At 52.9% G+C, this 22,928-nt stretch carries 14 protein-coding genes; 2 read left to right on the plus strand and 12 right to left on the minus strand.

What is annotated here, in order from left to right; translation table 11 throughout:
* Window positions 1-89: 89 nt before the first annotated feature.
* From METMI_RS0106370 to cutA, 8 genes are all read right to left on the minus strand, one after another.
* Window positions 90-1,577: an LTA synthase family protein gene (locus METMI_RS0106370; protein WP_232215186.1), complete on the minus strand. Its 1,488-nt coding sequence runs from the start codon at window positions 1,575-1,577 to the stop codon at window positions 90-92.
* 95 nt (window positions 1,578-1,672) lie between these two features.
* The gene (locus tag METMI_RS0106375) at window positions 1,673-2,446 is read right to left on the minus strand and encodes an SDR family NAD(P)-dependent oxidoreductase (protein ID WP_019865439.1); all 774 of its coding nucleotides are present in this window, start codon (window positions 2,444-2,446) and stop codon (window positions 1,673-1,675) included.
* The gene (locus METMI_RS0106380) at window positions 2,443-3,714 is read right to left on the minus strand and encodes a capsule biosynthesis protein (protein ID WP_019865440.1); all 1,272 of its coding nucleotides are present in this window, start codon (window positions 3,712-3,714) and stop codon (window positions 2,443-2,445) included. The genes METMI_RS0106375 and METMI_RS0106380 overlap by 4 nt, the downstream gene beginning before the upstream one ends.
* Window positions 3,711-5,039 carry an aminotransferase class I/II-fold pyridoxal phosphate-dependent enzyme gene (locus tag METMI_RS0106385; protein WP_019865441.1) on the minus strand — a complete coding sequence of 443 codons (1,329 nt, stop codon included), beginning with the start codon at window positions 5,037-5,039 and terminating at the stop codon, window positions 3,711-3,713. Before METMI_RS0106385 ends, METMI_RS0106380 begins: the two co-directional genes overlap by 4 nt.
* A gap of 2 nt (window positions 5,040-5,041) precedes the next feature.
* Window positions 5,042-12,634 carry a type I polyketide synthase gene (locus tag METMI_RS0106390; RefSeq protein WP_019865442.1) on the minus strand — a complete coding sequence of 2,531 codons (7,593 nt, stop codon included), beginning with the start codon at window positions 12,632-12,634 and terminating at the stop codon, window positions 5,042-5,044.
* A gap of 604 nt (window positions 12,635-13,238) precedes the next feature.
* The gene (locus METMI_RS0106395) at window positions 13,239-13,763 is read right to left on the minus strand and encodes a TlpA family protein disulfide reductase (RefSeq protein ID WP_019865443.1); all 525 of its coding nucleotides are present in this window, start codon (window positions 13,761-13,763) and stop codon (window positions 13,239-13,241) included.
* Window positions 13,760-15,979, minus strand: a complete 2,220-nt coding sequence (dsbD, locus tag METMI_RS0106400; protein ID WP_019865444.1) for a protein-disulfide reductase DsbD — start codon at window positions 15,977-15,979, stop codon at window positions 13,760-13,762. The genes METMI_RS0106395 and dsbD overlap by 4 nt, the downstream gene beginning before the upstream one ends.
* Entirely contained in the window at window positions 15,967-16,287 is a 321-nt protein-coding gene (gene cutA / locus METMI_RS0106405; protein WP_019865445.1) for a divalent-cation tolerance protein CutA, read from the minus strand. The genes dsbD and cutA overlap by 13 nt, the downstream gene beginning before the upstream one ends.
* Before the next feature lie 114 nt (window positions 16,288-16,401).
* Here cutA and METMI_RS0106410 point away from each other — a divergent pair, with 114 nt between their 5' ends.
* Entirely contained in the window at window positions 16,402-16,839 is a 438-nt protein-coding gene (locus METMI_RS0106410; RefSeq protein WP_019865446.1) for an FxsA family protein, read from the plus strand.
* 44 nt (window positions 16,840-16,883) lie between these two features.
* Here METMI_RS0106410 and METMI_RS0106415 read toward each other — a convergent pair whose 3' ends face one another.
* Window positions 16,884-17,147, minus strand: a complete 264-nt coding sequence (locus METMI_RS0106415; protein ID WP_019865447.1) for a YgaP family membrane protein — start codon at window positions 17,145-17,147, stop codon at window positions 16,884-16,886.
* Between the two features lie 117 nt (window positions 17,148-17,264).
* Here METMI_RS0106415 and uvrD point away from each other — a divergent pair, with 117 nt between their 5' ends.
* Window positions 17,265-19,436 (plus strand): DNA helicase II, encoded by a 2,172-nt coding sequence (gene uvrD / locus METMI_RS0106420; protein ID WP_019865448.1) that lies wholly within the window; start codon window positions 17,265-17,267, stop codon window positions 19,434-19,436.
* Window positions 19,437-19,650: 214 nt separating this feature from the next.
* Here uvrD and METMI_RS0106425 read toward each other — a convergent pair whose 3' ends face one another.
* The 3 genes from METMI_RS0106425 to METMI_RS0106445 all read right to left on the minus strand — a co-directional run bounded on the left by METMI_RS0106425 (window position 19,651) and on the right by METMI_RS0106445 (window position 22,743).
* Window positions 19,651-19,947 (minus strand): hypothetical protein, encoded by a 297-nt coding sequence (locus METMI_RS0106425; RefSeq protein ID WP_019865449.1) that lies wholly within the window; start codon window positions 19,945-19,947, stop codon window positions 19,651-19,653.
* An 894-nt stretch (window positions 19,948-20,841) separates the two neighbouring features.
* Window positions 20,842-21,624: a TIGR01458 family HAD-type hydrolase gene (locus tag METMI_RS0106435; RefSeq protein ID WP_019865450.1), complete on the minus strand. Its 783-nt coding sequence runs from the start codon at window positions 21,622-21,624 to the stop codon at window positions 20,842-20,844.
* Window positions 21,625-22,011: 387 nt separating this feature from the next.
* Window positions 22,012-22,743, minus strand: a complete 732-nt coding sequence (locus METMI_RS0106445) for a class I SAM-dependent methyltransferase (RefSeq protein ID WP_019865452.1) — start codon at window positions 22,741-22,743, stop codon at window positions 22,012-22,014.
* Window positions 22,744-22,928: the final 185 nt, after the last annotated feature.

The raw sequence follows: 22,928 nt of genomic DNA on the forward strand, positions 1-22,928 counted from the left end.
GCTGGCGTCAAACAAGGTGGCTATTCTGCTTGGCTTCCATTGTCCAGCCAAACTAGCGCCATCCTGTTTAGAAAACGCCATATGCGCTATTAGGACTGATTTGATTGATGCAAATCAGCGTACTTAAGCAATGCCACCGCCAATTCGTTGACCGCTAAGTTTTCCTGTACGGGCGGCGCTTTGTTTGCCCCCGGAGTCCGCCAGACGAAATATTCTGTCAACCCGTCGGGTTCGCCAAACTTTTGGTAGACTTTTTCCATGATCGGCACATGGTCGCCGTACCAGCATAACACCCCCTCGCGTCGGCTTGCCACTAGGCTATCTTTCAGCTTCCTTATCTTCAGGTCGGCATTTTGCAAATGCTGCAGGTAGACTGTCAAATCCTCACAGCCTTGTTCTGGTGGCTTGTGGTAACACTGTTCGTGCGCGTTGGGGCCGGGTTGTTCCAAATGCAGCGGCCCATGGTTTTCCATAGTGATAACAAATATAAACAAAGGTTGCCCGGCGGTTTCCAGCAACGCTTGGATCTTATCGGCAATGGCCAGGTCGCCGATGAATTGCCCGCTTTTTTGGCTATCGTCAAAACCGCTAAGGTCGATGAATTCATCAAACCCCATGCGCGGGAAAACTTTGTCACGCTGGTAAAAACTGGCGTGGTAGGGGTGTATGCACAATGTCCGGTAGCCTGCTACCTTAAGGTAGCCGACCAGATTGGGGATGCTGTGGTTTGCCAATAATCGGTAAGGGTTGAATTGATGTATGCCCATTTGCCCTGCCGTCAATCCGGCCAGAAAACCGCATTCGGTGCGGACCGTGTTGGCTCCCCAAGCGGGGACTTGCAGGCGCCCGTATTGGCAGGATTCGCTTAGGGCGGTATCGAATTGCTCCAAAACCGAGCGCCTGATATTGTCTGACAATCCGCGCGGATCAAAAAATGACTCGCTTTGTACGGCAACCATGTGCGGCAGGGATTCGGGAGCCCTGACGGGCGGGTTGAGGAAAGCGGTGTCTTGGGAATCCAATTGGCGGGTCAACCTCTCCATACGCCAATAGCCATAAAAAAATGCCAATTGCCCTAATGCCATTAAATCCTCAGCGGGACGGCAAGAGATGGCGGGGCAGCGCCGTAAACCCCATCTGACCATTTGTTGGCCGGACAACACCAGCACAACCGGAACCAAAATAAAAACCGGGGGCGTCAGCGTGGCAACCAACGAAGGCTCCAAAGCAATGCCTATGACAAATGCACCGATGAAACCTAGCGTCGCGGCAATGGTGCGGGCGACCCCGAAAAACGGCAGGTATAGCCTGGGGTGCTTGAGCGCATCAGTGAAGTATTCAAAATCTTGAAAGATGAACGGTTCGCGCAGGCTGTCAAATTTGGCTTGGTTGACCAGCACCAACAGCAATTGGAAGGCCAAGAGGTTGATGACCGCAAACCAAGGGCGTTGCAACAACACTAACAATAAGGCGAAACAGATGCCCCAAAGGCCGATGTGGATCAGCGCGGTTGACAGGGGACGTTTCCAGACGGGGATCGGTTTAGGTGAAAGCCAGTATTCCAACAGGAAAGACATTGCCACTCCCGCAATCAGCGGGGGCAAAATAGAAGTGATTATCATAGTTTGCTTACTAGGGTGGCCAAAAACCGGTGAGCGGCGGACTTACCGGTTTAGCCTTTGTAACCGATAAGCGCGAGAATCCGCTGGGAGAATTGTGCAGGCAAAACCGCGAGAAACCAAGTGCCAAAATTCAATGGGAACGGAAAGCTGATGCGGGCTTGGTTTTTTGCCAAGCCTTGGGCAATCACCCGGGCGGCACGATCGGGTGCCCATAAAAACGGTTTGGGGCCGGGCATGGCGTTTGCCATATCGGACTGGATATAGCCGGGCATGACCACATTGATCTGGACGTTATCACGTTCCAGCCAACCACGCATCCCCTCGCCATAGGCTTTGATAGCGGCTTTACTGGCGCTGTAACTGGGCGTCACCGGCAAACCATAATAGGCCGCCAAGGAACTGACCAAGGCAATCTGGCCGCTACGGCGTTGGCGCATAGCCGGCACTAAGGCATTGGCCAACGCCAGTGTGGATTTGACATTAAGGTCAAGCAAAGCCTCCATCTCCGGCCACTGCTCGCCCCGACGGCCACTGCCATGGTTAATGTTGATGCCCGCATTGGCTATCACCAAATCGGGCAGTTGCTTGATCGAAAGCTCCGCCAGCCATTGTTGCAAGCCAGCGATGTCGCGCAAATCCATGACTTGGGTGGAAACGCTTGCGCCAGCTTCGGTGCAAGCCCGCGCAATGCCGTCTAAAGCGGCGGCATTGCGCCCTTGCAGGATCAGGCAAATCCCAGGCTTGGCATAATGCCGTGCCAACGCGCCGCCAATCGCGCCGGTCGCGCCAGTGACCAGGATGGTTGTTGGCGCGGCCAGCATCATAGCAAAGCTTCGAGCGGCGATTTGTCGCCATCCAAAAAACGGTAGGCATTTTTAACCGCCAGATCAATGCCTTGTTTACAATACAAACTGCCGTTCACTTGCGTCGTGTAAATGACGGTGTTACGGAAGCAACGGAACAGCTCCTGGTCAGGCTTTTCATTGTTTGTCCAAAAAGCGTCCAAACCACCTTGAAACGTCAGCCCTGGCAAGTTGTAAATCGGATTGTTCAGGGTGACGGTCGGGCAATCCAGCTCCAAGGCAAGGCCGCCAGCCGTGCTATTGACCGTCACCAACCCACGGGCATGGGCCACTAAGGTATTCAGGTGCCCCGATTGTAAAAACAGAATGCGCCCGGTTATGCCTAATTTTTCCGCTTGTTTCTCAATAATTTTACCGTAATTCAGCAACCCGGCATCCAGCGGGTGGGTTTTGATCACCAACCAGGAATGGGTAGGGGCATGCTTGGCAAATGAACGCGTGACCAGGTCAATGACTTCAACCATATTGGTAAAGGTCGAATGCACTTGAATTTGCGAGTCGCTATTTAATTGCAGGGGGAACAGGTAGTAGGGGATTTTTTTTCGGAACAGGTGTTGGATGTTTTCATTGTCTTGCTTTTTGGTCAAATGATGCCGGACAAAGCGGTTGATATAACCCGCATATTCCAGCGGCACCGGATCCGGGGCATGGCCTTTATAATGCCTAAACAAAAACGGGTTGCTAAGGCCGGAAATATGGTAAACCACATCATGGGTGGCCCGAACCCTGAAAGGCGCATGAAACGTTTGGGTGTCATGCGGTGCCGGGACGTGCCGTGCGACATGCCTAAACCAATCCGGATCCTTGGGCAGCATCGAATATCCGTTGACACCTTCACGCTCAAGCGTCATCCAGTACGGGCGGAAATAGCCTTCTTCAAAGACATGGGTGCGGATGCCGTGCTTTTTGGCATATTGCTTGGCAGCAAGGTGTATTGGCCGGCAATCGCCGAACAAGATTTGATCGGTAATGGAATATTTTAAGCGGACAGATTCCAGCACGTCCGGCAGATGGTCAAGTTCATTCCGAAATAACGTTGCCTTGCGCGGTGTCCAGTAAGCCAAGTCCCCGCCAGTAAAATTGATTTTATGGACCGAATGGCCTTGTGACCGAAGATAATCGCCCAGTTTTGCAAACAATGGCGAACAGGGGCCTTGCAGAAAAAGGAATGAACGCTTGCCAGTATTGACGACGGTATTTCGATATACCTGGGCTTTAATGAAGATCATCTTGATATCTCCTCACAGTAAGCTTGAATGGTTTGGCCTATTTGCCCTTCAGTATGTTCGCAGGAAATAAAAAACCGCAACCGCGCACTTTTCTCAGGAACAGCAGGATATAAAATCGGTTGGACGTTAATACCTTTGTGGAATAAAGCTTCGGACATCCTTGCCGCGCTCAGTGAGCTACCCGTAATGGCGGCTATAATCGCCACGCCTTGGCTGTGCCCGGTATCAATGCCGGCAGCTTTGGCCTTGCTTAAAAAATAGGCCGAACGCGCTTGCAGGCGGCGCACCCGGTCCGGCTCCTGTTTAAGGATATTCAATGCGGCAAGCGCAGGGGCGGCGACTTGCGGCGGCATCCCGACACTGTATAAAAATCCGGGCGCCAAAAATTTAAGGTGTTCGACCAGTGCCGATTCGCCGGCGATAAAACCGCCGCATCCGGCCAAGGATTTACTGAGTGTCCCCATCCAAATATCAACATCTTTACCGTCAATATTGAAAAGCTCACGGATACCTAAACCGTTGTCGCCGAGGACGCCCAATGAATGCGCCTCATCAACCATCAGAAAAGCCCGGTACTTTTGCTTGATGGCGATGAACTCAGGCAAGTCCGGATAATCGCCATCCATGCTGTACAGCCCTTCCAGCACAATCAGCACGCGTTCATAATGCCGCCGTTGTTCGGCCAGCAGTTTGTCCAGCGCCGCAAAATCATTATGCGGAAACGACAAGCGCTTGGCCCCCGATAATTGCGCCCCCACTAAACTGCTGTTATGGATCAGCTCATCATGCAAGATCAAATCATTGGCACCGAACAGATAGCCGATGGTGGTCACGTTCGTGGCGTGGCCGCTGACCATCACAACGGCATCGTCAACACCATAAGTTTCCGCGATGGCCGCTTCCAATTGCCTATGTACCGGCCTTTCCCCTGACACCAACCGGCTGGCGGAAACGGACGTGCCGTATTGGTCTATGGCGTCTTTGGCGGCTTGGGAGACCCGCGCATCACCGGACAAACCCAGGTAATTATAACTGGCGTAGTTGATGTACTCTTGGCCGCCAATCCGGGTGGTCGCCCCGGCGATGCCTTCGTGCAGACGGAAGAACGGATTGCCCACGCCTAGCTGCGCACCACCTTTGTAAATAATCTGGATCTGTTTGTAACCGGCTTGCTGGTCGAAACGGCACCAAGCATCAGGAATATCGGCCCGTCTGGACAGCGGATTGAATCCAGATGCGGTTTGCCCCATATTTTTCAGCTTATGCTCGAGCGCTTGCTGAATGAGCTTGTCTTTAAGGTGTCCCGAAAGACTTTTACCGGTCATGGTTAAGTTATGATCCTGCTAGTATTTTGGTTTTCGAGCTCTTTAGTTAAGGCCATCATTTGTTCATCCGTGACCGCCGAGGCATGCCGCTTTGATAACTCCTGGATATTGGCCTGGGTGTCATTGCCATCACTGGCGTTATCCTGATCACCCCGCAAGTGGGCAATTAAGCGGTCAGCCAGCTTGCATAAAGTGGACGCTTCACTTAAAGCCATGACCGGAATCTGCACCCTAAACCGGGTTTCGATAGCAATCATCAGTTCCACGCCCATCAAGGAATCCAGCCCCATGTCATACATGGAATGGTTGGCGTCAATCTTGTCCTGGTTAACAAGCAATATCTGGCTTAGTTCTTCTTTTAACATTTCGACGAATGTCGCTTTCAGCTCGTCATCAGACAAGGCCTCCAGCAAGCGTTTGATTTCGGCGTCATTGTCATCGCCATGGTCATTACCGGGTGCGTGAATCGCCAATTCCCTAAATTTCGGTGACCGTGCACTGGGCAAAAATCCGCTTAGATTACGCCAGTCAAACGCCATAACCGCCACTGTCGGGCTATCGGCCTGCAAAATGGTATCGAGATGCGCCAACGCAACCTTGGAAGACAAGGCCGCCCCTCCCAACCGGTTTTGCAAAGCCTCCTTGATTTTTTCATTGCGGGCCAGATATCCGACATCGTCTATCGCCCCCCAGCCTATGCAATTTGCCGGCAGCCCCTGTTGCCTGCGGTACGCCGCCAACGCTTCCAACCATAAATTGGCCGCCACATAATTGCCTTGCCCAGGGTTGCCGAACAGCGTCGTCACCGACGAATACAGCACAAAAAAATCCAGTTCCTTATCAACGGTCAATTCATGCAAATTCATCGCACCTTGCATTTTCGGCTCCAGCACCCGCCGCAATTGCGGCTCCCTCAGGTTCCGTGCAAGGCTGTCATCAATCACCGCCGCAGCATGGATAATGCCTTTTAATGGCGGCATTTTACTCGCGCAAGCCGCCAGTAAGGCTGACAGCGCAGTTTTATCTGTCACGTCAACCGCAGCGGCATGGACATTAACGCCTTGGGCAGCAAACTCGGCCAGCGCCGCTTTGGCATCAGGCGACACGGCACCGGAACGGCTGATTAGAATAAGGTGCTTCGCGCCCCTTTTCACCAACCATTGGGCAGATCTTAAACCGAAACCACTTAAACCACCTGTGACAAAATAACATTTGTCACTAGAAAAATTTACAGCCGGAAATTCCTGGGGTTTTGCTTCCGCTGGTTTGGCTTGGATGCCATGATCATAAGTCACGACTATCTTGCCAATCTGTTTGGCTTGCTGCATATAGCGGAAGGCATCAACCGCCTGGTTCGCATCGAACGTGGTATAAGGCAATGGATGCAATACGCCGCTATGGAACAACTGCATCATTTCGGTAAAGAGCTTTTGCGTCAGTCCAGGACGCTCTTGCATGAGTTGGTCGGCGTCAATGCCAAAATAACTGATATTGTTGCGGAAAGGGCGCAACCCGATATGGGTGTTTTCATAAAAATCACGTTTGCCCAGTTCCAAAAAACGCCCGAATGGCTTTAGCACTTGGAAATTTCGGTTGATGGCTTCGCCAGCCAACGAATTCAGCACCACATCAACGCCACGCCCATCGGTTTTGGCGAGAATTTCTTCAGCGAAGCGCAAGGACCTTGAATCATGGATATGCCCGACACCGAGCAAACGCAAAAAATCACGCTTCTCTTCGGAACCAACGGTGGCATAAATTTCCGCCCCTAACCATTGCGCAATTTGGATGGCGGCAATGCCGACACCGCCCGCCGCGCCATGGATCAGCACTTTTTCACCTGCCTGCAAACGCGCCTGATGATGCAGGGCGTAATACACCGTGAAAAAAGTGCTGGGGATGGTCGCAGCGGCCGCATACCCCATAGTTTCCGGGATTTTCGTGAGCGCATTGGTTTTGGTCAGGACGCGGTTGCTAAAACTCGCGGGGCCTAAGCCAACCACCTTGTCCCCTGCTTTGAATTTAGTGACTTGCGCCCCCGTGCGGGTCACCAAACCGGCAAATTCCAAGCCCAAGGTCGGCCCGACAAAACCGCTCTCAACCGCTTCATCCGATAACAAACCCAGGGTGTACATGACATCACGGAAGTTAAGCCCCGTGGCTTTGACTTCGACTTCAATCTCGTCAGCCGCCGGAGCCAGCGCCGGCACAGCCTGCCATTGCAAATTGCGCAACTGTCCTGGCAATTTAAAGGACAGCCGCAAGGTGGGGTCAGCCGCCCCCTCGCTTGGCGCCAACGCAGCCGCCGCCTTGCCGACCGCCAAGGTGTCCCAACTGCGCAATCTGGCGGCGAACCGCTTGCCGTCTTGGTTCAAGGCCACCTCCTGCTCGGCATCGCCATGCAAAAACTCGGCGATGACGGCATCCAACAAGGCCGGCGTGTCGCCGTTGATGTCCAACAACTGCACGCGCTGGCTGCTTTCATTCATCAAACAGCGGCCAAAACCCCACAAGGCGGCATCATGGGCGATGGCATCCGGTTTTAATGAACCCGAAAAAGCGGCGGGTTGGTCACAAGCGAACAGGGAAGCCACTTGGGAAGTCACCAGCCAAACCGTCGCAGCCGTGCCGCCACTTTCACAATCCCGGATGATATTAGTCGCCAACCAACAACGGCTTGCCTGGACTTGCGCATCATCTTGACCAAAACCCGACAAATGGACAACGTGGTGATAGCCGTGGACAGGCAAAGGGCCCTCGGGCCCGGCGATGTCAACTTTTTGACCGTGCCCGCGCAATTGTCCGGCAAGTTTCCCTGCAAGATCCTGCTCCGCCCCGGAAGCACTGGCGAGCAATAGCCAATGCTGGCTATCGCCGGAATGCTTAAGCCCCGTTTCCGCGCTTAGCGCGGTCAGACAATACGTGCCCGAATAGCAACCCGGCATAAATTCGAAGGTATTGACCCCGTTAAAGCCCAAGGTTTGCAATTGGCTGACGACCATAGGGGCGGACAATTGCGGTGACAATTGCCCCGCTTCGGCGTTTAACCACCAATCCGGCGAAATGCCCAGGACCGCGTCTATCCAAGGTGCCGGCTGCTGGCCAATAACCCACACCGGGCTTCCAGGCAACAGCAGGCCGGACAATTGGCTTAGCAAATGTTGCACTTCTTGGGTATTGCCGGAGTTCAAATGAACGATGGCGAAATTAGCCGGGGCTTCCAGGGCTTGCCGGTTCGCTTCAGCGTCATCACCCAAGCGGATACTGCGCAACAACGGGAAATGCTCGCGCAGGCCATTGGCGACCGTAAACGCATGGCCGCACAAACTGGCAAAACAATAATCCGCCTGGTTGAAATCCAATCGCGGGCACAACAACGGCGCGAATTGGGGGGCATAAGCACCGATTTCCAAAATCCGCAGCCGCTGGCCCGATGGCAAACCGCCCATGGTTTCGGTGTATTGTTTCAACAAGGCGTCCGCCAGTATTTTTTTACTGGTGTGCTCAAAAATATGGCTACTGATGGCCGCATAGAGTGACGGGCCGACGCCAAGCCCATCAGCTTGGGCTTCACCACATAGCAGGCTGTTGAGTTGCATGCCGACACGGCCCGCCAGTTGCGCCAGATAAAAGTAGTCAGGGTATTCCTGCACTAACGTATTCCAAATGGCCGTAGCGGGGATGTCCAGCTGCAAGGCGTCGTGCCCAAATTGCCAGCCGACGCCTTCGTTAAAAGTCAGTATTTGGTTATCCGTGGCAATGGCCAATAGCGTACGTAACAGCCCAAGCGACTGGGGATGCTCACGGCAATGGCCGGCAAACCATGCCTCGCTTAACAGGCCTTGGGCATCGGCATATTTCCCCAACGCTTCGGCGATAAATTGTTGGCAGAGGCTATCAAGCAAAGGCTCCACTTCGGTGCTGTAACGGCTGGCCGCCATCGCCGCGACGGCGGCGGCAATACCGCCACTGAAATTATCCGAAGGCGTCGATAGCGGCGCATCCGTAACCAAAAGCGGCGCCGCGGTCAGATGATAATCCAGATAATGCAGAGGCTGCGCCTGGGCTTTATGCAACCGGATGGCGCGGAACCGCACATCCTTAACAACAGCTATTGCCGACCCTTGGGCATCAAAGAGGACGAATTCGGCTTTTAACGAATGCGGCCCGCGATGCAGCAAAACCGCCCGTGCCGACACGGGGACGGCTTTGTTGCCACGCACAAACAACCTGCCGATTTTGACAGGCACAAAGGCAATGCCTTCATGTTGGTGCAGTTCGTCTTTAAGGATTTGGAAAACCAATTGGAACGCACAATCCAACAGGGACGGATGTAGGTAATAACGGTCAAATTCCACCTGTACGGATTCAGGCACCACAAAAACACCCAACGCGCTATCGCCTTCTACCCAACCGTATTGGATGGCCTGGAACGCGGCCCCGTATTCCAAACCGACACTACCAGTCAATTGCGCATGGCCGCTTTGGTCAAAATCGGGAAGGCGTGCAGGCAATTCCGGCGCGGCAACCGCAAGCTGGCAACCTGTCGCTTCGCCTAAAACCCGCCCCAAACTGTGTTGCAACCATTCCGATGACTTACCCAATTCGCGGCTTTGTAAATAAAAACGCCCGTCGGCGGCATCCAGCGTAAAGCGGATAACTTTGCTATGGTCGTGGCTAAGGATCAGTGGCGAGCGGATTTCCAGGTCTTCAATTTCAATGAACTCACTGGCGTGCGTTTGGTGTGCCGCCGCTAGCGCCAATTCGGCAAAACCTGCACCAGGGAACACCACGGCCCCGCCAACATTGTGGTCGGCTAAAAAAGGCTGCAACTGGGTATCCAATTGGTTTTCCCAAGTTAAGGCGTGCTGCTTTAAGGCATAGCCCAACAAGGGATGATGCTTAGTGCGGTATAGCAAACCTTGTGATTCGGACGTGACCGGATGCCAAAGCTTTTCCCGTTGCCAAGGATAATTCGGCAAGCGGCTAAACTGCCCGGTTACCGGAAACCATCGTTTGACAGCAAAATCCGCACCCGAGATAAGCAATTGCGCCGCGCTATTTAAGAGTTGTGCGGCGGTGCCGTTATTACGGGTGAGGGTCGGTATGACGATACCCTGGTGATTGCCTGCTTTTAAAGCATCATTCAGATAGGTTTGCAGGACAGTGTGCGCCCCGACTTCAACCAACACATTAGTCCCGCTGCCCAACAAGGCATTGGCCGCACTGGAAAATTGCACGGGCTCACGGATATTATGCCACCAGTATTCCGCATCCAACTTAACCTTAGCCAACAGTTGCCCGGTAACCGTTGAATAAAAGGGGATAGACGGTTTTTTGACCTCAAGCCGCGCCAAATCTTCCCGCACCCCGGCTTCGATAACGTCCATCGCCGGGCTGTGGAAGGCATAATCCAAATCCAAGCGTTTGAAAAAAGTGTTGTTGGCGGCTAACTGGCCTTCTATCCGTGACAGCTGGCCAACATCCCCTGCGATGGTCACGCCACGGTGGCTATTGCTGCCCGCCAAATACACTTTAGCCAGGCCACTGTCAGCAAGAAGCTTGCCCATATCACCGGCATTAAGCCCGACAGCGGTCATACCGCCTGAACCTTGGGTTGTGCCTTGATGATGGCTACGGTAGTAAATGACCTTGACGGCGGCGGCTAGCGACAATGCGCCACAAGCCCAAGCGGCGGCGACTTCGCCGACACTATGGCCGATGACAGCGGTCGCTTGGAAGCCAAGTTCGCGCAACACTTCGGTGACGCCCACTTGCAAGGCAAACAAGGCGGGCTGGGCAATTTCCGTGCGCCGATAACGCCCGTCGCCATTACGCCCCGCCAGTTCGTCAAGCAAAGAAAAATCCGCATAGCCCTGAAACAATGCGTCAACTTCGGTGACCGCGCGACGGAAAATTGGCGATTCCTCAAGCAGTTGCTTACCCATGCCTTGCCACTGGCAACCGTTGCCTGAATAAACAAAGGCCAAACCTTGGGCTTTCGGCAAATGCAAACCGGTATAGGCCTGTGGCGTTAATGGCTGGGTTTTATCGGGCGGCGTTTGCTGTTTGGCGAATTGCCCCAACTGCCCGGCGGCATGGGCAAGCCCGTCACCAAAAACCACAAGGCCATGGGCATGACGCTCCCGCTTAAAAAACGCGCTGTAGGCCAAGTCATAAAAAGGCAGGCCCGGATTTGCGGCCATAAAATCCGCCAATTCTTGCGCCGCCTGTTGTAATGCGGGCTGGTCTTTGGCCGATAAAACCAACGGCACGCTTCCACAAGGGGCGGGCTGCTTAGGCGGTTTTTGCAGTTTCCTAGCCGGGGGCGTTTGCAGGATGACATGGGCATTGGCGCCGCCAAAACCGAAGGAGTTGATACCGATGACCAACTCCCCTTGGGCTTTTAAGGGGCGCGTCTCAGTGACTACCTGGATGTTCCAATCGGCAAACTTAATATTGGGGTTCGGATTTTTGACACCAATTGTTGCCGGAATTGCGCGGTGCTTTAGGCAATTTAACGCTTTTGCCAAACCTGCGACACCTGAAGCCGATTCCAAATGCCCCAAGTTACTTTTCACCGAACCGATCAACAAAGGCCGGTCGCGTTTTTGCCCCAACGCCAAGCCGATAGCGTGGGTTTCAATCGGGTCACCGACGGAGGTTCCCGTACCATGCGCTTCAAAATAATCAATATTGTTAGGCCCTATCCCCGCCTGTTCATACACCGCCGACATCAAAGCCGCTTGTGCTTGGGGGTTGGGGATGGTCAAACCCGATTTATGGCCATCGGTATTGACCGCACTACCCGCAATCACGGCAAGGATCGGGTCACCGTCAGCCACCGCCTGCTCATAGTTTTTCAATAAAAACAGGCCGCCTCCTTCTGAACGGACATAGCCATCACCCGACTCGTCAAAGACATGGCAACACCCTGTTTTTGACAACATGGTCGCCTTTGAAAACGAGATAAAACCGTAAGGATGCAGATGCAAATTGATGCCGCCCGCCAATGCCTGGCTTATTTCACCGGAACGTATGGCTTGGCACGCCTGATGGAACGCCACCAACGACGAGGAGCAGGCCGTATCCATGGAAATGCTCGGCCCATGCAAATCAAAAACATAAGAAATTCTATTGGAGGCAATACTGGAAATGATGCCCGTCGCCGCCGCCGCTTCGATGGCTCCCAGATCATCCGCCAAACGGTAGGCATAATCGACATTGGAAATGCCGACATACACGCCACAATCACTGCCCCGCAGAGAACTGGGTGCAATACCGGCGTTTTCGATGGTCTCCCAAGCCAATTCCAACAGCACCCGTTGCTGGGGATCAATCAAGGTTGCTTCACGCGGAGAGATGCCAAAAAAAGCGGCGTCAAAACCGGACACGTCGCCAATGCTGCCGGCGGCGAAACTGTAGCTGGTGCCCGGATGGCGTTTGTCAGGATGGAGAAAGGTATCTTGAGACCAGCGTGTTGGATCGACACAGGTGACTAAATCTTTTTTGGCTAGCAGATCGCCCCAAAATCGTTGGGTATCTGTGCCAGGAAACCGCACAGAATAAGCTATCAATGCAACACGGTTATTCATCCTAAAGAATCTGTCCTTTCGCTAAAGTGGGTAAATGAATATAGCGGAGCTGATGGCTAAAAAAATCAGCCAGGCTATCGGTGTTGTAGGTTGGCGCTATCGAAAATGGCCGCAGGGCTTTTGCGGGGACTCCCGATGCAAGTGAATTCAAAAACTTAAACACACTATATAGGGGTTTTTTTTTCATAACAAGGTAACTATGCACCATAAAAAACCTAAAAAAAACCTTGACAAATAATTTTCAGATTTACGGAGTTGATTTTAAATTGGCACAGATACGGCGATGCCCGTTGAAGCTTTATGGGTTAAAAGAATTGGCGTGGTTTGTTGTGTAATGTAATTTGGCGTGCAATAACGATACCAAATCTTTTATTTTAGTAAGCGGCGATGCGCAGTTTACTGTGTTACCCGCTATCGGCCGATAGCGTGAACTAAAAGTGGCAGCGGAAAAGCAGGTTTCCTTAAACGCAGAGCGAGGTATTGCGCATGATATTAATCGCAGCTAGAGCTTTGATTTTGAAAATACTTATTTAGGTGTTATTAAAAACGGCGGATCTGTTCTGAAATTTGTCATGCCTGACTCATCCAAGAGCGTATTTATAAGCTATTTTTGTGGCTTAAGCAACGGGTCAATCTGGGACATTAGTTCGTCCCTAGTCACTTCGCCGGGTTTTCGGAAGACAATTTGCCCTTCCCGGTTAACAATCACGGTGAACGGCACGGCATCCATGCTATCGCCGAATTCACGCGCCAATTCAACGCCCGTGGCATTGTCGACCAGCACCGGGTAATTGATCGCCATATCTTCCTGATAGTTTTTCACGGCTTTTTCTTCATCAATCGCTATGCCGATAAACACCACGCCTTGGTTTGCCAATTCTGCCTGCAAGGCCACAAATTCGGGGATTTCCTTGCGGCAGGGCGGGCACCAAGTGGCCCAGAAATTGATGATGCGGATTTTGCCCTGCCATTCTGAACTGTGATGCCATTTGCCTTCCGGATCCGGCAATTTAAACGCGGGCATCTGGACAAGATCGGACATTTTTGACGATACCCGGTAATTATTGGCCAGTATGCCGCAGGCCAGGGCGAATAAGGCGGTGAGTAAATAAAGCCCGATTTTGTTCATAGCTTGATACGTTCCAGTGTTTTGATAAAAGTTTCCGCGTCTTGATAACCGACGACCCGTTGTTGGGCCTGTTCCTGACGGTCGGCGCCGAAAAACAAAATGGCGGGCGGCCCGATAAGCTTATATTTGGCCAGCAACGCTTGGTCATCGGTGTTGTTGGCGGTGACATCCGCCTGCAGCAAGACAAAACGCGCCAAAGACTGTTTAACCCGCGCGTCGGTAAAGGTGTAAGCCTCCATCTCTTTACAGGAAATGCACCAATCGGCATAAAAATCCAGCATCACGGGCTGATGGTTGGCGGCCGCCGCTGCAACTTTCGCGTCCAGCTCAGCGAGCGAGGCCACTCTTATAAACTTAAGTGCCCCTTCCGCCACCGGGGCGCTGCCAACGGCAAAGCCTTGCAAAGGCTTTAAAGGGTTGCTATTGCCCATGCCCACGCCAACTAGCAATAGCACGCCATAAGCCAGCATCATTAAGCCTAGGCCTTTCCATAATTTACGCCAGCCCGAACAATGCGGCGGCAACGGCTCCAGGGCATTGAGATACACCGAAGGCAAAACCAACAACATCGCCCACAAGGCCATACTGATTTCTGCGGGTAAGATGCGACCCAGCATCCACACCGCCACCGCCAACATAATCACGCCGAACACCACTTTGGTGGTGTTCAGCCAATCCCCTGCCCTCGGCAACAAATGCCGTGCCGACGCGCCTAGCGCCAACAAAGGCACGCCCATACCCAGCCCCATAAAAAACAAGGCCGCGCCGCCTAGCAAAGCGTCACCGGTCTGGCTGATAAAGATTAACGCCCCCGCCAACGGTGCGGCGACACAGGGGCCGACAATCAAAGACGACAGCGCCCCCATAATCGCCGCGCCCCAGAGCGAACCGTCACGGTGGCGTTCGCTGGAATTGTGCAGCTGCACTTGAAATGACTTAGGCAATTCCAAATGATAAAAGCCGAACATCGACAAGGACAACACGACAAAAATCGCGCTGAACAAGACAATGATCCAAGGTTGCTGGAAAGTGGCTTGCAGGTTATGCCCAAAGAGCGCGGCGAGCACACCAAACACCATGTACATCGCCGCCGAGGCCAGCACGTAACTGAGTGACAGCAGAAACGCCCGCAGGGTACTGATGCGGTGGCCATGACCAACGATGATCCCCGATAAAATCGGGATCATCGGAAAAATGCACGGCGTGAAAGCCAACAATAGACCAAAACCGAAAAAGCTCAGCAAGGTCATAAACGCACTGTCTTTGTGCAAGGATTGCACTATGGCGTCCTGCTCCGACAAAGCGGGTGCCGCTTGGGCATTGGCCGATGAGGCGCTTAACGGGGAAGCGGCCGGCAAATCTAAGGTGACCAATTTGTTCATTGGCGGATAACAAACGCCGCGGTCTGCACAGCCCTGGTATTTGGCTTCCAAGGTGACCGTTTGCGCGGCGGTGTTAGTGCGCACCAAGGGCAAGTCAAAAGCCAATTCATTATGGAAAATTTCGACTTGGCCAAACGCCTCATCGTGCTTGGGGGTGCCGTTGGGGATGGTGTACGCGCCTAACTGGATGCCGTCCGCTTGGGTTAACGCAAGCTGGAATTTTTCCCGGTAGAGGTAATATCCATCAGAGATTTTCCAGTTAACCCGCAACGTGTTGGCGTCTTTGACCGAGGCGAAAAAACCAAACGCCCGGTTGGGCGGCAACAACTCGTCGGGGGACTGAATAAACCCCGAAAAACGTTTGGCCAATTGCGCCAAAGGGTTGGCCTTGGCTTCGGCGGCGGCATTGACCAACTTGATGTCCAAGGTCTGCTTTTGTGGTGGATAGCAGACCCCCCGGTCGGCACAAGCCTGATACTGCACGAACAGCTTCATCGTCTCGGCATGGGCGGGATTTTTTATCGGCACCAGCACCTGCAACTTATTGTGGTAATGCACCACATCCCCCAAAAATTCATCATGCTTGATGATGCCGTCCGGGGCGCTAATATCGCCTAACTGGATATTGTCGGTTTTGGCTTGCACACGCATATTGTTGCGGTAAACGGAATAACCCTCAGCAATTTCCCAACTTACTTGCAATTGCCCGGCGCTCAAGGCTTGCGCACTAAGTTTGAAAGCTTGTGCCGGAGGTAACAGCCCGTCGTCAATGGCAAAAGTGGCTTGGCCGAATAGCCCCAGCCAGCAAAAAATTATTATTTTTAAGAAAGACATGTGGTGATCCAATCCAAATATTCAGGCAAACCGCGTTCAATCGGTAGCGCAATGATTTCAGGGAGTTCGTAAGGGTGATGTTTGAAGAGCGTGGTTTCAATCGCCGCGTAATTGTCCTGGCTGGTCTTGATCATCAGCAGACACTCCGTCACCGACTCGATTTCATCCTCCCAGCTGTACACAGAGCTGATCCCTGCAATAATGTTCACACAGGCCGCCAATTTTTTACTGACCAATAAATGCGCAAGTTTTTTGGCCGTGGCCTTATCAGGGCAGGTGCATAGAATCAATTGGAAGCTTGAAGGCATGGCGGTGGCTCACTAAAAACTTGAGGACAGATATTATCCTAGAAATTAACGGTAATTACCCTTATATTGTCGGGATAAATTAATAAGGCCAACAGCATGACAAAGGGCGCTCAAATGAAAATAATCCAAATACTGTTCCTGGTGGTGCTGATTGTACCGTTTATTGAAATTTACTTGTTGATACAAGTCGGCGGCATCATCGGCGCGTTCCCGACAATTATCTTGGTCGTGCTAACGGCCTTGCTTGGCGCGGGATTGTTAAGGCAACAGGGGCTGGCAACGTTCCAACGTTTTCAGGCGAGCTTGGCGCAGGGCGAAGTGCCCGCGTATGAAATGATCGAGGGGCCGATTATCCTGCTCGGTGGCGTGCTGCTGTTAACGCCTGGTTTTTTGACCGACATGCTTGGGATCGCCTGTTTGATCCCGTCCTTGCGTAGACGGATTGCCCAATATGTGCTCGAAAACCATCTGATCCAGGCTGTAGGTGGGTTCAGCCAAAGCAAGCCTGACGGGCGTGATGTGCTGGAAGGTGAGTTCCATAAAGAAGAGTGATGGCTGTAAAATAACTACTTCCCTGTAGTCAATTTACCAGGGGATTAGCTGCTTGCTGAACTATCGTCGGGAGCTGCTGTGGTCGTTTCGCTAGCTGCGGTGCAGGTATTTTTGTTCATGCCCGCATAAGCCGGACAAAAACCCGTAAAACCCGTGGCAACCAAAATCAGGCCAACCAGCAATAAAGCGATTTCAGCCGTAAACACAGACACAACGATTAATGCTGCGCCACCATACAAACGGTATTTTTTCTCTTTTTCACCGACATTGTGTTCGAATTTGAGCGCACGTTTAAAATCAAAACTCATCTTAAAATCCTCTCTCTATGTAGTTGTTATTATCTATTGACAGCAATAGGTTATGGCCCGCAAGGGCGGCAACAAATATACACAGCTCCCAAAATTCTGCAAGCGATATAATTTTCTATGGATGTAACTGCAATAATAGACCCTTTGAATGACGCGCAACGGTTGGCCGTCACCGCCGATTCAGGGGCCATGCTGGTGTTGGCCGGTGCCGGCAGCGGCAAAACCCGGGTGCTGGTGCACCGTATGGCCTGGCAAATCGTCGCCGGACGGCACGCGCCGCACAGCCTGCTCGCCGTGACGTTCACCAACAAAGCCGCCCGCGAAATGCGCAGCCGTATCGAAACTTTGCTGGACATGTCGGCACACAGCTTGTGGATAGGCACCTTCCACGGTTTGGCGCACCGCCTATTACGCCGCCACACGACCGAGGCACGCTTGCCGGACAGCTTCCAAGTCATGGATTCGGCTGACCAGTTGCGCGTCATCAAACGGATATTGGTGTCACTGGGTTACGATGAGGCCAAATGGCCCGCCAAACAAATACAGTGGCATATCAACGCGCAAAAAGACGAAGGCATCCGTGCCCGCCATACCGCCGATGTCGGCGATGTCTACCAGCGCACGATGCTACAAATTTACCTCGCTTACGAACAACTGTGCGACCGCTCCGGCCTAGTTGATTTTGCCGAATTGCTGCTCCGCGCCCATGAATTGCTGCGCGACAACCCCGGCGTGTTGGCGCATTACCGCCAACGTTTCCAGCATGTCCATGTCGACGAGTTCCAAGACACCAACAGCATCCAATACGCGTGGTTGCGGCTGTTGACGCAGGATGCCAACAACCTGTTCGTGGTCGGCGACGATGACCAATCCATTTACGGTTGGCGCGGCGCGAAAATCGAAAACATCTACCGCTTCCAGAAAGACAATCCAGGCCACCAAGTCATTAAGCTCGAACAAAACTACCGCTCGACGGGCAACATCCTCGCCGCCGCCAACAAAATCATCGCCAACAACAGCGGGCGCATGGGCAAGGAATTGTGGACCGAATCCGGCACGGGCGAGCCGATTTTGCTGTACGTCGCCTTCAACGAACAGGACGAAGCCTATTTTGTCGTCGAACGCATCCGTGCCTGGGTCAACGACGGCGGGATGCGCAGTGACGTGGCAATTTTGTACCGCTCCAACGCGCAATCACGGCAATTTGAAGAACGCCTGATGCAAGCCGGGATGCCTTACCGAGTCTACGGCGGCTTGCGCTTTTTTGACCGCGCCGAAATCAAGACCGCCCTCGCCTATTTGCGGCTGATGGCCAACCGCCACGACGACGCCTCGTTCGAACGTGTCATCAACACACCCACGCGCGGCATAGGCGCAAAATCCTTGGACGACATCCGCAACCTTGCCCGCGGGCAAACCACATCGCTCTGGTCGGCCGCGATTTTATTGCTGCAAAGCGGGCAACTGTCGGCCCGCGCCGCCAACGCCTTGAACGGCTTCCTGTTGCTGATCAAAAAACTGGGCGACGACACGGCGGATTCCACCCTGCATGAAAAAGTCAAAACCGTCATTGAAAGCAGCGGCCTGAAAGATTTTTACAAAAAAGATAAAGATAAAGCCGAAGAAAAAGTCGAAAACTTGGAAGAATTGGTCAACGCCGCCCGCCATTTTGAAACCGCCAACCTGCCGGACGACGAGGACAACTTCACCGAATTGGACCGCTTCCTGTCCCACGCCGCGCTGGAATCCGGCGACATGCAAGCGGAAGAATTTGAAGACTGTGTGCAACTGATGACCCTGCATTCCGCTAAGGGCCTGGAATTTAAGCTGGTGTTTTTGGTCGGCCTGGAAGAAGGGCTATTCCCGTCGCAACAGTCCGTTGATGACATCGCCCGTTTGGAAGAAGAACGCCGCCTCTGCTACGTCGGCATCACCCGCGCCATGCGCCAGCTTTACATCACTTACAGCGAATCTCGGCAATTGTACGGGCGCGAAAGCTACCCCAGGCCGTCGCGCTTCTTGCGTGAAATCCCTGCCGACACCATCCAGGAAGTGCGGCAACGGGCGCAAGTGCAACGTCCGGTCGCCCACATCAACGTCGCCGCCAAACCCGCGGTGTTGACCGAAGGCCATAGTTTCAAGGCCGGAGAAAAAGTCAAACACGAAAAATTTGGCATCGGCACGATCTTGCAAACCGAAGGCGAAGGCGCGAAGGAGCGGGTGCAGATCAAATTCCCCGAAGGCCCTAAATGGCTGATGCTGGCATTTGCCAAATTGGAAAAGGTTTGATTTTAGTGTCCACGAAAGATACGAAAAGCACGAAAAAAGCGAGTAGCCCGTATACAGCGATAGCGGAATACGGGGTTCGGAACCGCATAATACCCAATTCCGAAAACCCCGTGCCGGAACAGCACGGTTAAATACGGCATATCGTTGCCGAAAAAACCCGTATTCCGTTTTACTCCATACGGGCTACTCGCTACTTGCTGACACCTTGCGGGTTTTATTGAACGGTATCTGGATTTGTGCCCTGATTTATATTAACAAATCGCCTAATCCACGCATCATTCTCTGATGCCCTCTCTGCTTCCCACCCATCCTGCAAATCAAATAATTCATCAAGAGAGGCATCCCTTTGTATTAAGTGTCCTATGCCCACAAGATGACCTTTACCATCATGATCATATTGTCCACAAAGACACTGCCAGTCTCCTTCATCGTGAATGACTAACAGAATTGGTCTTGTGTTTTCGAAAATGTGTGGACATATAAACACACCAAGATTAGATATAAATTTCATTTAAAGCCCCGCTTTATTTTTGATTCTAGCCTGGTAGGGTGGGCAACGCTTTTTTGCCCACCGTTACATTGCGAATTTGTTTTGCGTGGGCACGAACAGCATGTGCCCACCCTACTTGGCTGAAGGTAGCTCCATCCACCAGCAAGGTAGCCCGTATGCAGCGATAGCGAAATACGGGGTCTCGAAACCGCACAATTCCCAATTTCAAACACCCGTACCGAATCAACTTGATTAAATACGGCATTTCAGGCTGGGCGCAAGCGGTTAAGCGCCCGAAACCGTTGAGGGCGCAATCCCTAGGGATAGGTGGCAGGCAACGTTGGCCCACCTAAAACAAAGCCTGGTAGGGTGGGCAACGCTTTTTTGCCCACCGTTACATTGCGAATTTGTTTTGCGTGGGCACGAACAGCATGTGCCCACCCTACTTGGCTAAGCAATATATAATTGCTTGGAGAGATACGAGCCCGTATGCAGCGATAGCGAAATACGGGGTCTCGAAACCGCACAATTCCCCATTTCAAACACCCGTACCGAATCAACTTGATTAAATACGGCATGGGCGGAGTTGGAAAATCCCGTAATCCGCTTCGCTCCTTACGGGCTTGCTGGCCGGAGGAGACAAATCGGCACCCGCCGCAAAATTTACGGTTGCATCCAAAGATAGCCGTAAAATTGAAACGTTAAGGGCTGGCATCTCCAAAATATGGAAGCGATTTCTGCCATCCCGCAAGCCGTTGAATTGAATATCGGACATCCGACCATCGCCAAAGCGGCGTTCCAGGCTTGACGCAATCGGTTAAGCGCCCGAAGCCGTTGAGGGCACAAACCCTAGCGGATAGGTGGCAGGCAATGTTGACCCACAAACAAAGCGCCAATAGCCTGCATCTTGGGGCATCAACAACCCAGTAAGCCAGGCAAATCCCTGATGGAATCTATAACCAAATCCGGCCTGACCGCGGACGACCCGGCATAGGCCTGCCGATACTTGCCGGTTTTCACCAAAACCCCTTTTAGGCCCGCCCGCTGCCCTCCGCCCACGTCCACATCAATATCATCGCCTATGATGGCGGCTTCATGGGCTTGCAGCCCCATATCATCCAAAGCGATTTGGAAAAAATCAGCGGAAGGTTTGCCGATAATCATGGCGGTGGAGCCGCTGGCATATTCCAGGCCAGCAATGAACCCGCCAATATCCATTTGCAGGCCATGCTCCGTTTGCCAGAACCGATTTTTATGGATGGCGATCAGTTTTGCGCCCTGCATCAGGCAATTGAAAACTTCGTTCAACAAGGGATAAGACCACGCATCGCCAATGTCGCCGACGACGATGTAGTTTGCTTCGGTGTCCGACTGGCGGAAACGCTTAAAGTCTTGCTTCACATCCTCAGCCAACAGCAAACGGCACACTGGATTTTGCTGGCGTTTCAAATAAAGCAACGTGGCTTGGGGTGCGCTGATAATTTCATCGCGGGCTATAGGAAACCCCAAAGCGAGCATTTTTTGTTGCAAGGATGCCAACGATAAGGTGCTGGTGTTGGTGACAAAACGGCACGGCAAGCCACTGGCATGAATTCTCCGTACGGCCTCAACGGCACCATCGACGGCGGTGGGGCCAACGTAGAGCACGCCATCCAAATCGAACAGCATGCCTTTGATAGTGGATGATAGGATGTTCATTTGCCTCACCTCCAAAACTAAACTGGGCTACACAGCTACTTCAAACGGCCGGGTTTTTGCTTTTTACATTCTGCCGTAGGGTGCGTCACGCATGCTGCCACATTGATTTTATGATAATTTTTTCCGGCCGGATAGGGCATGTCACCCCCGCCGCCAAGTTTGTTGTATTCAAAGACCGCGGAGGCATCGTCAGGGATGGGGGTACGAAATCAATGCCATTAAGTTAAGCCGTTCGTGCTGAGACTTGTCGAAGCATGAACGGCTTAACTTAGGCGTGTCGGATTTTTCCATTCTTCCTTCGACAAGGCTCTCCTGAGGTATCGAAGGGCTCAGGATGAACGGAAAAACCCTTAACTTAACGGCATTGGGTACGAAATCCCGTCCCGCTCAAGGCTTTCTTGCCAGAAATCCGGTGAGTCCCTGTGGCAAGGCTAGCGGGCCATAGCAAGCTAATGTCTGCACGCAAAAGCCGATTCCCTGCAATGACGCCACGACCTCTACCGGGTCGACCAGCTGGAGCTGATGCGTTTCAAAATCGCGGCGATAAAGCTCCCCGAGCTTCCGGAAGGTCGTTATGCGCCGCGTCAGTAAGCGGTGGGGACGATCGGTTTCTGCTTCCATCAGCACGGCCCAATCGGAGCCTTCGGTAAATGTCCGCTGTGGACTGTCAGAAGGGGCGCGGGCAGGCCCGGCCATATCGAAGACCAGCAATCCGCCTGGGGCAAGCGCCGCATAAATCCGGCGAAATGCCCTGGCCCGGACGGCAGTGCAATTTGCCTCATCGAAAGCGTAGTTGAGAACCTCCCCGATAGCCGTTACGGCAACGCAAGGGGGGATGTCTTCTGTCACAAAGGAACCGATGCGGAATACCGCTTCGGGAACCCGGTTGCGGGCCATCTCGACGAGTGGCGTGGAAAGGTCGATTCCGACAACTTCATAGCCGGCGTCATGAAGCAAGCGTGCCATAATCCCACTGCCACACCCCAGGTCGACCACAATTCCGCCCTGAATTCCGGCACGTTGCAATTCCTCGATAAGCATGGGGGCAGCGCGCTCCGCCAAGTGGCCAAAGCCTGCATCGTGGATATAGGCCAAGTCGTCCCGGTAACTGTATTGCATATATTTCTCCCGACTATGGTGCCATCAAGGCAGGGCAGCCAGTTGCCTGGCGACCCCCTCACAAATCCCGGCGTGCAGAATTACCGCAGCGGGCTTTTCAACGTTGTCCGCTTCGCACACAGCATATCGGTACTTAGAAATCATGATATATACGGGGGGGGTAGATAAATTAAAGCCGTTGATCA

Origin of the sequence: Methylovulum miyakonense HT12 (assembly GCF_000384075.1) — a bacterium.
Taxonomy (GTDB): domain Bacteria; phylum Pseudomonadota; class Gammaproteobacteria; order Methylococcales; family Methylomonadaceae; genus Methylovulum; species Methylovulum miyakonense.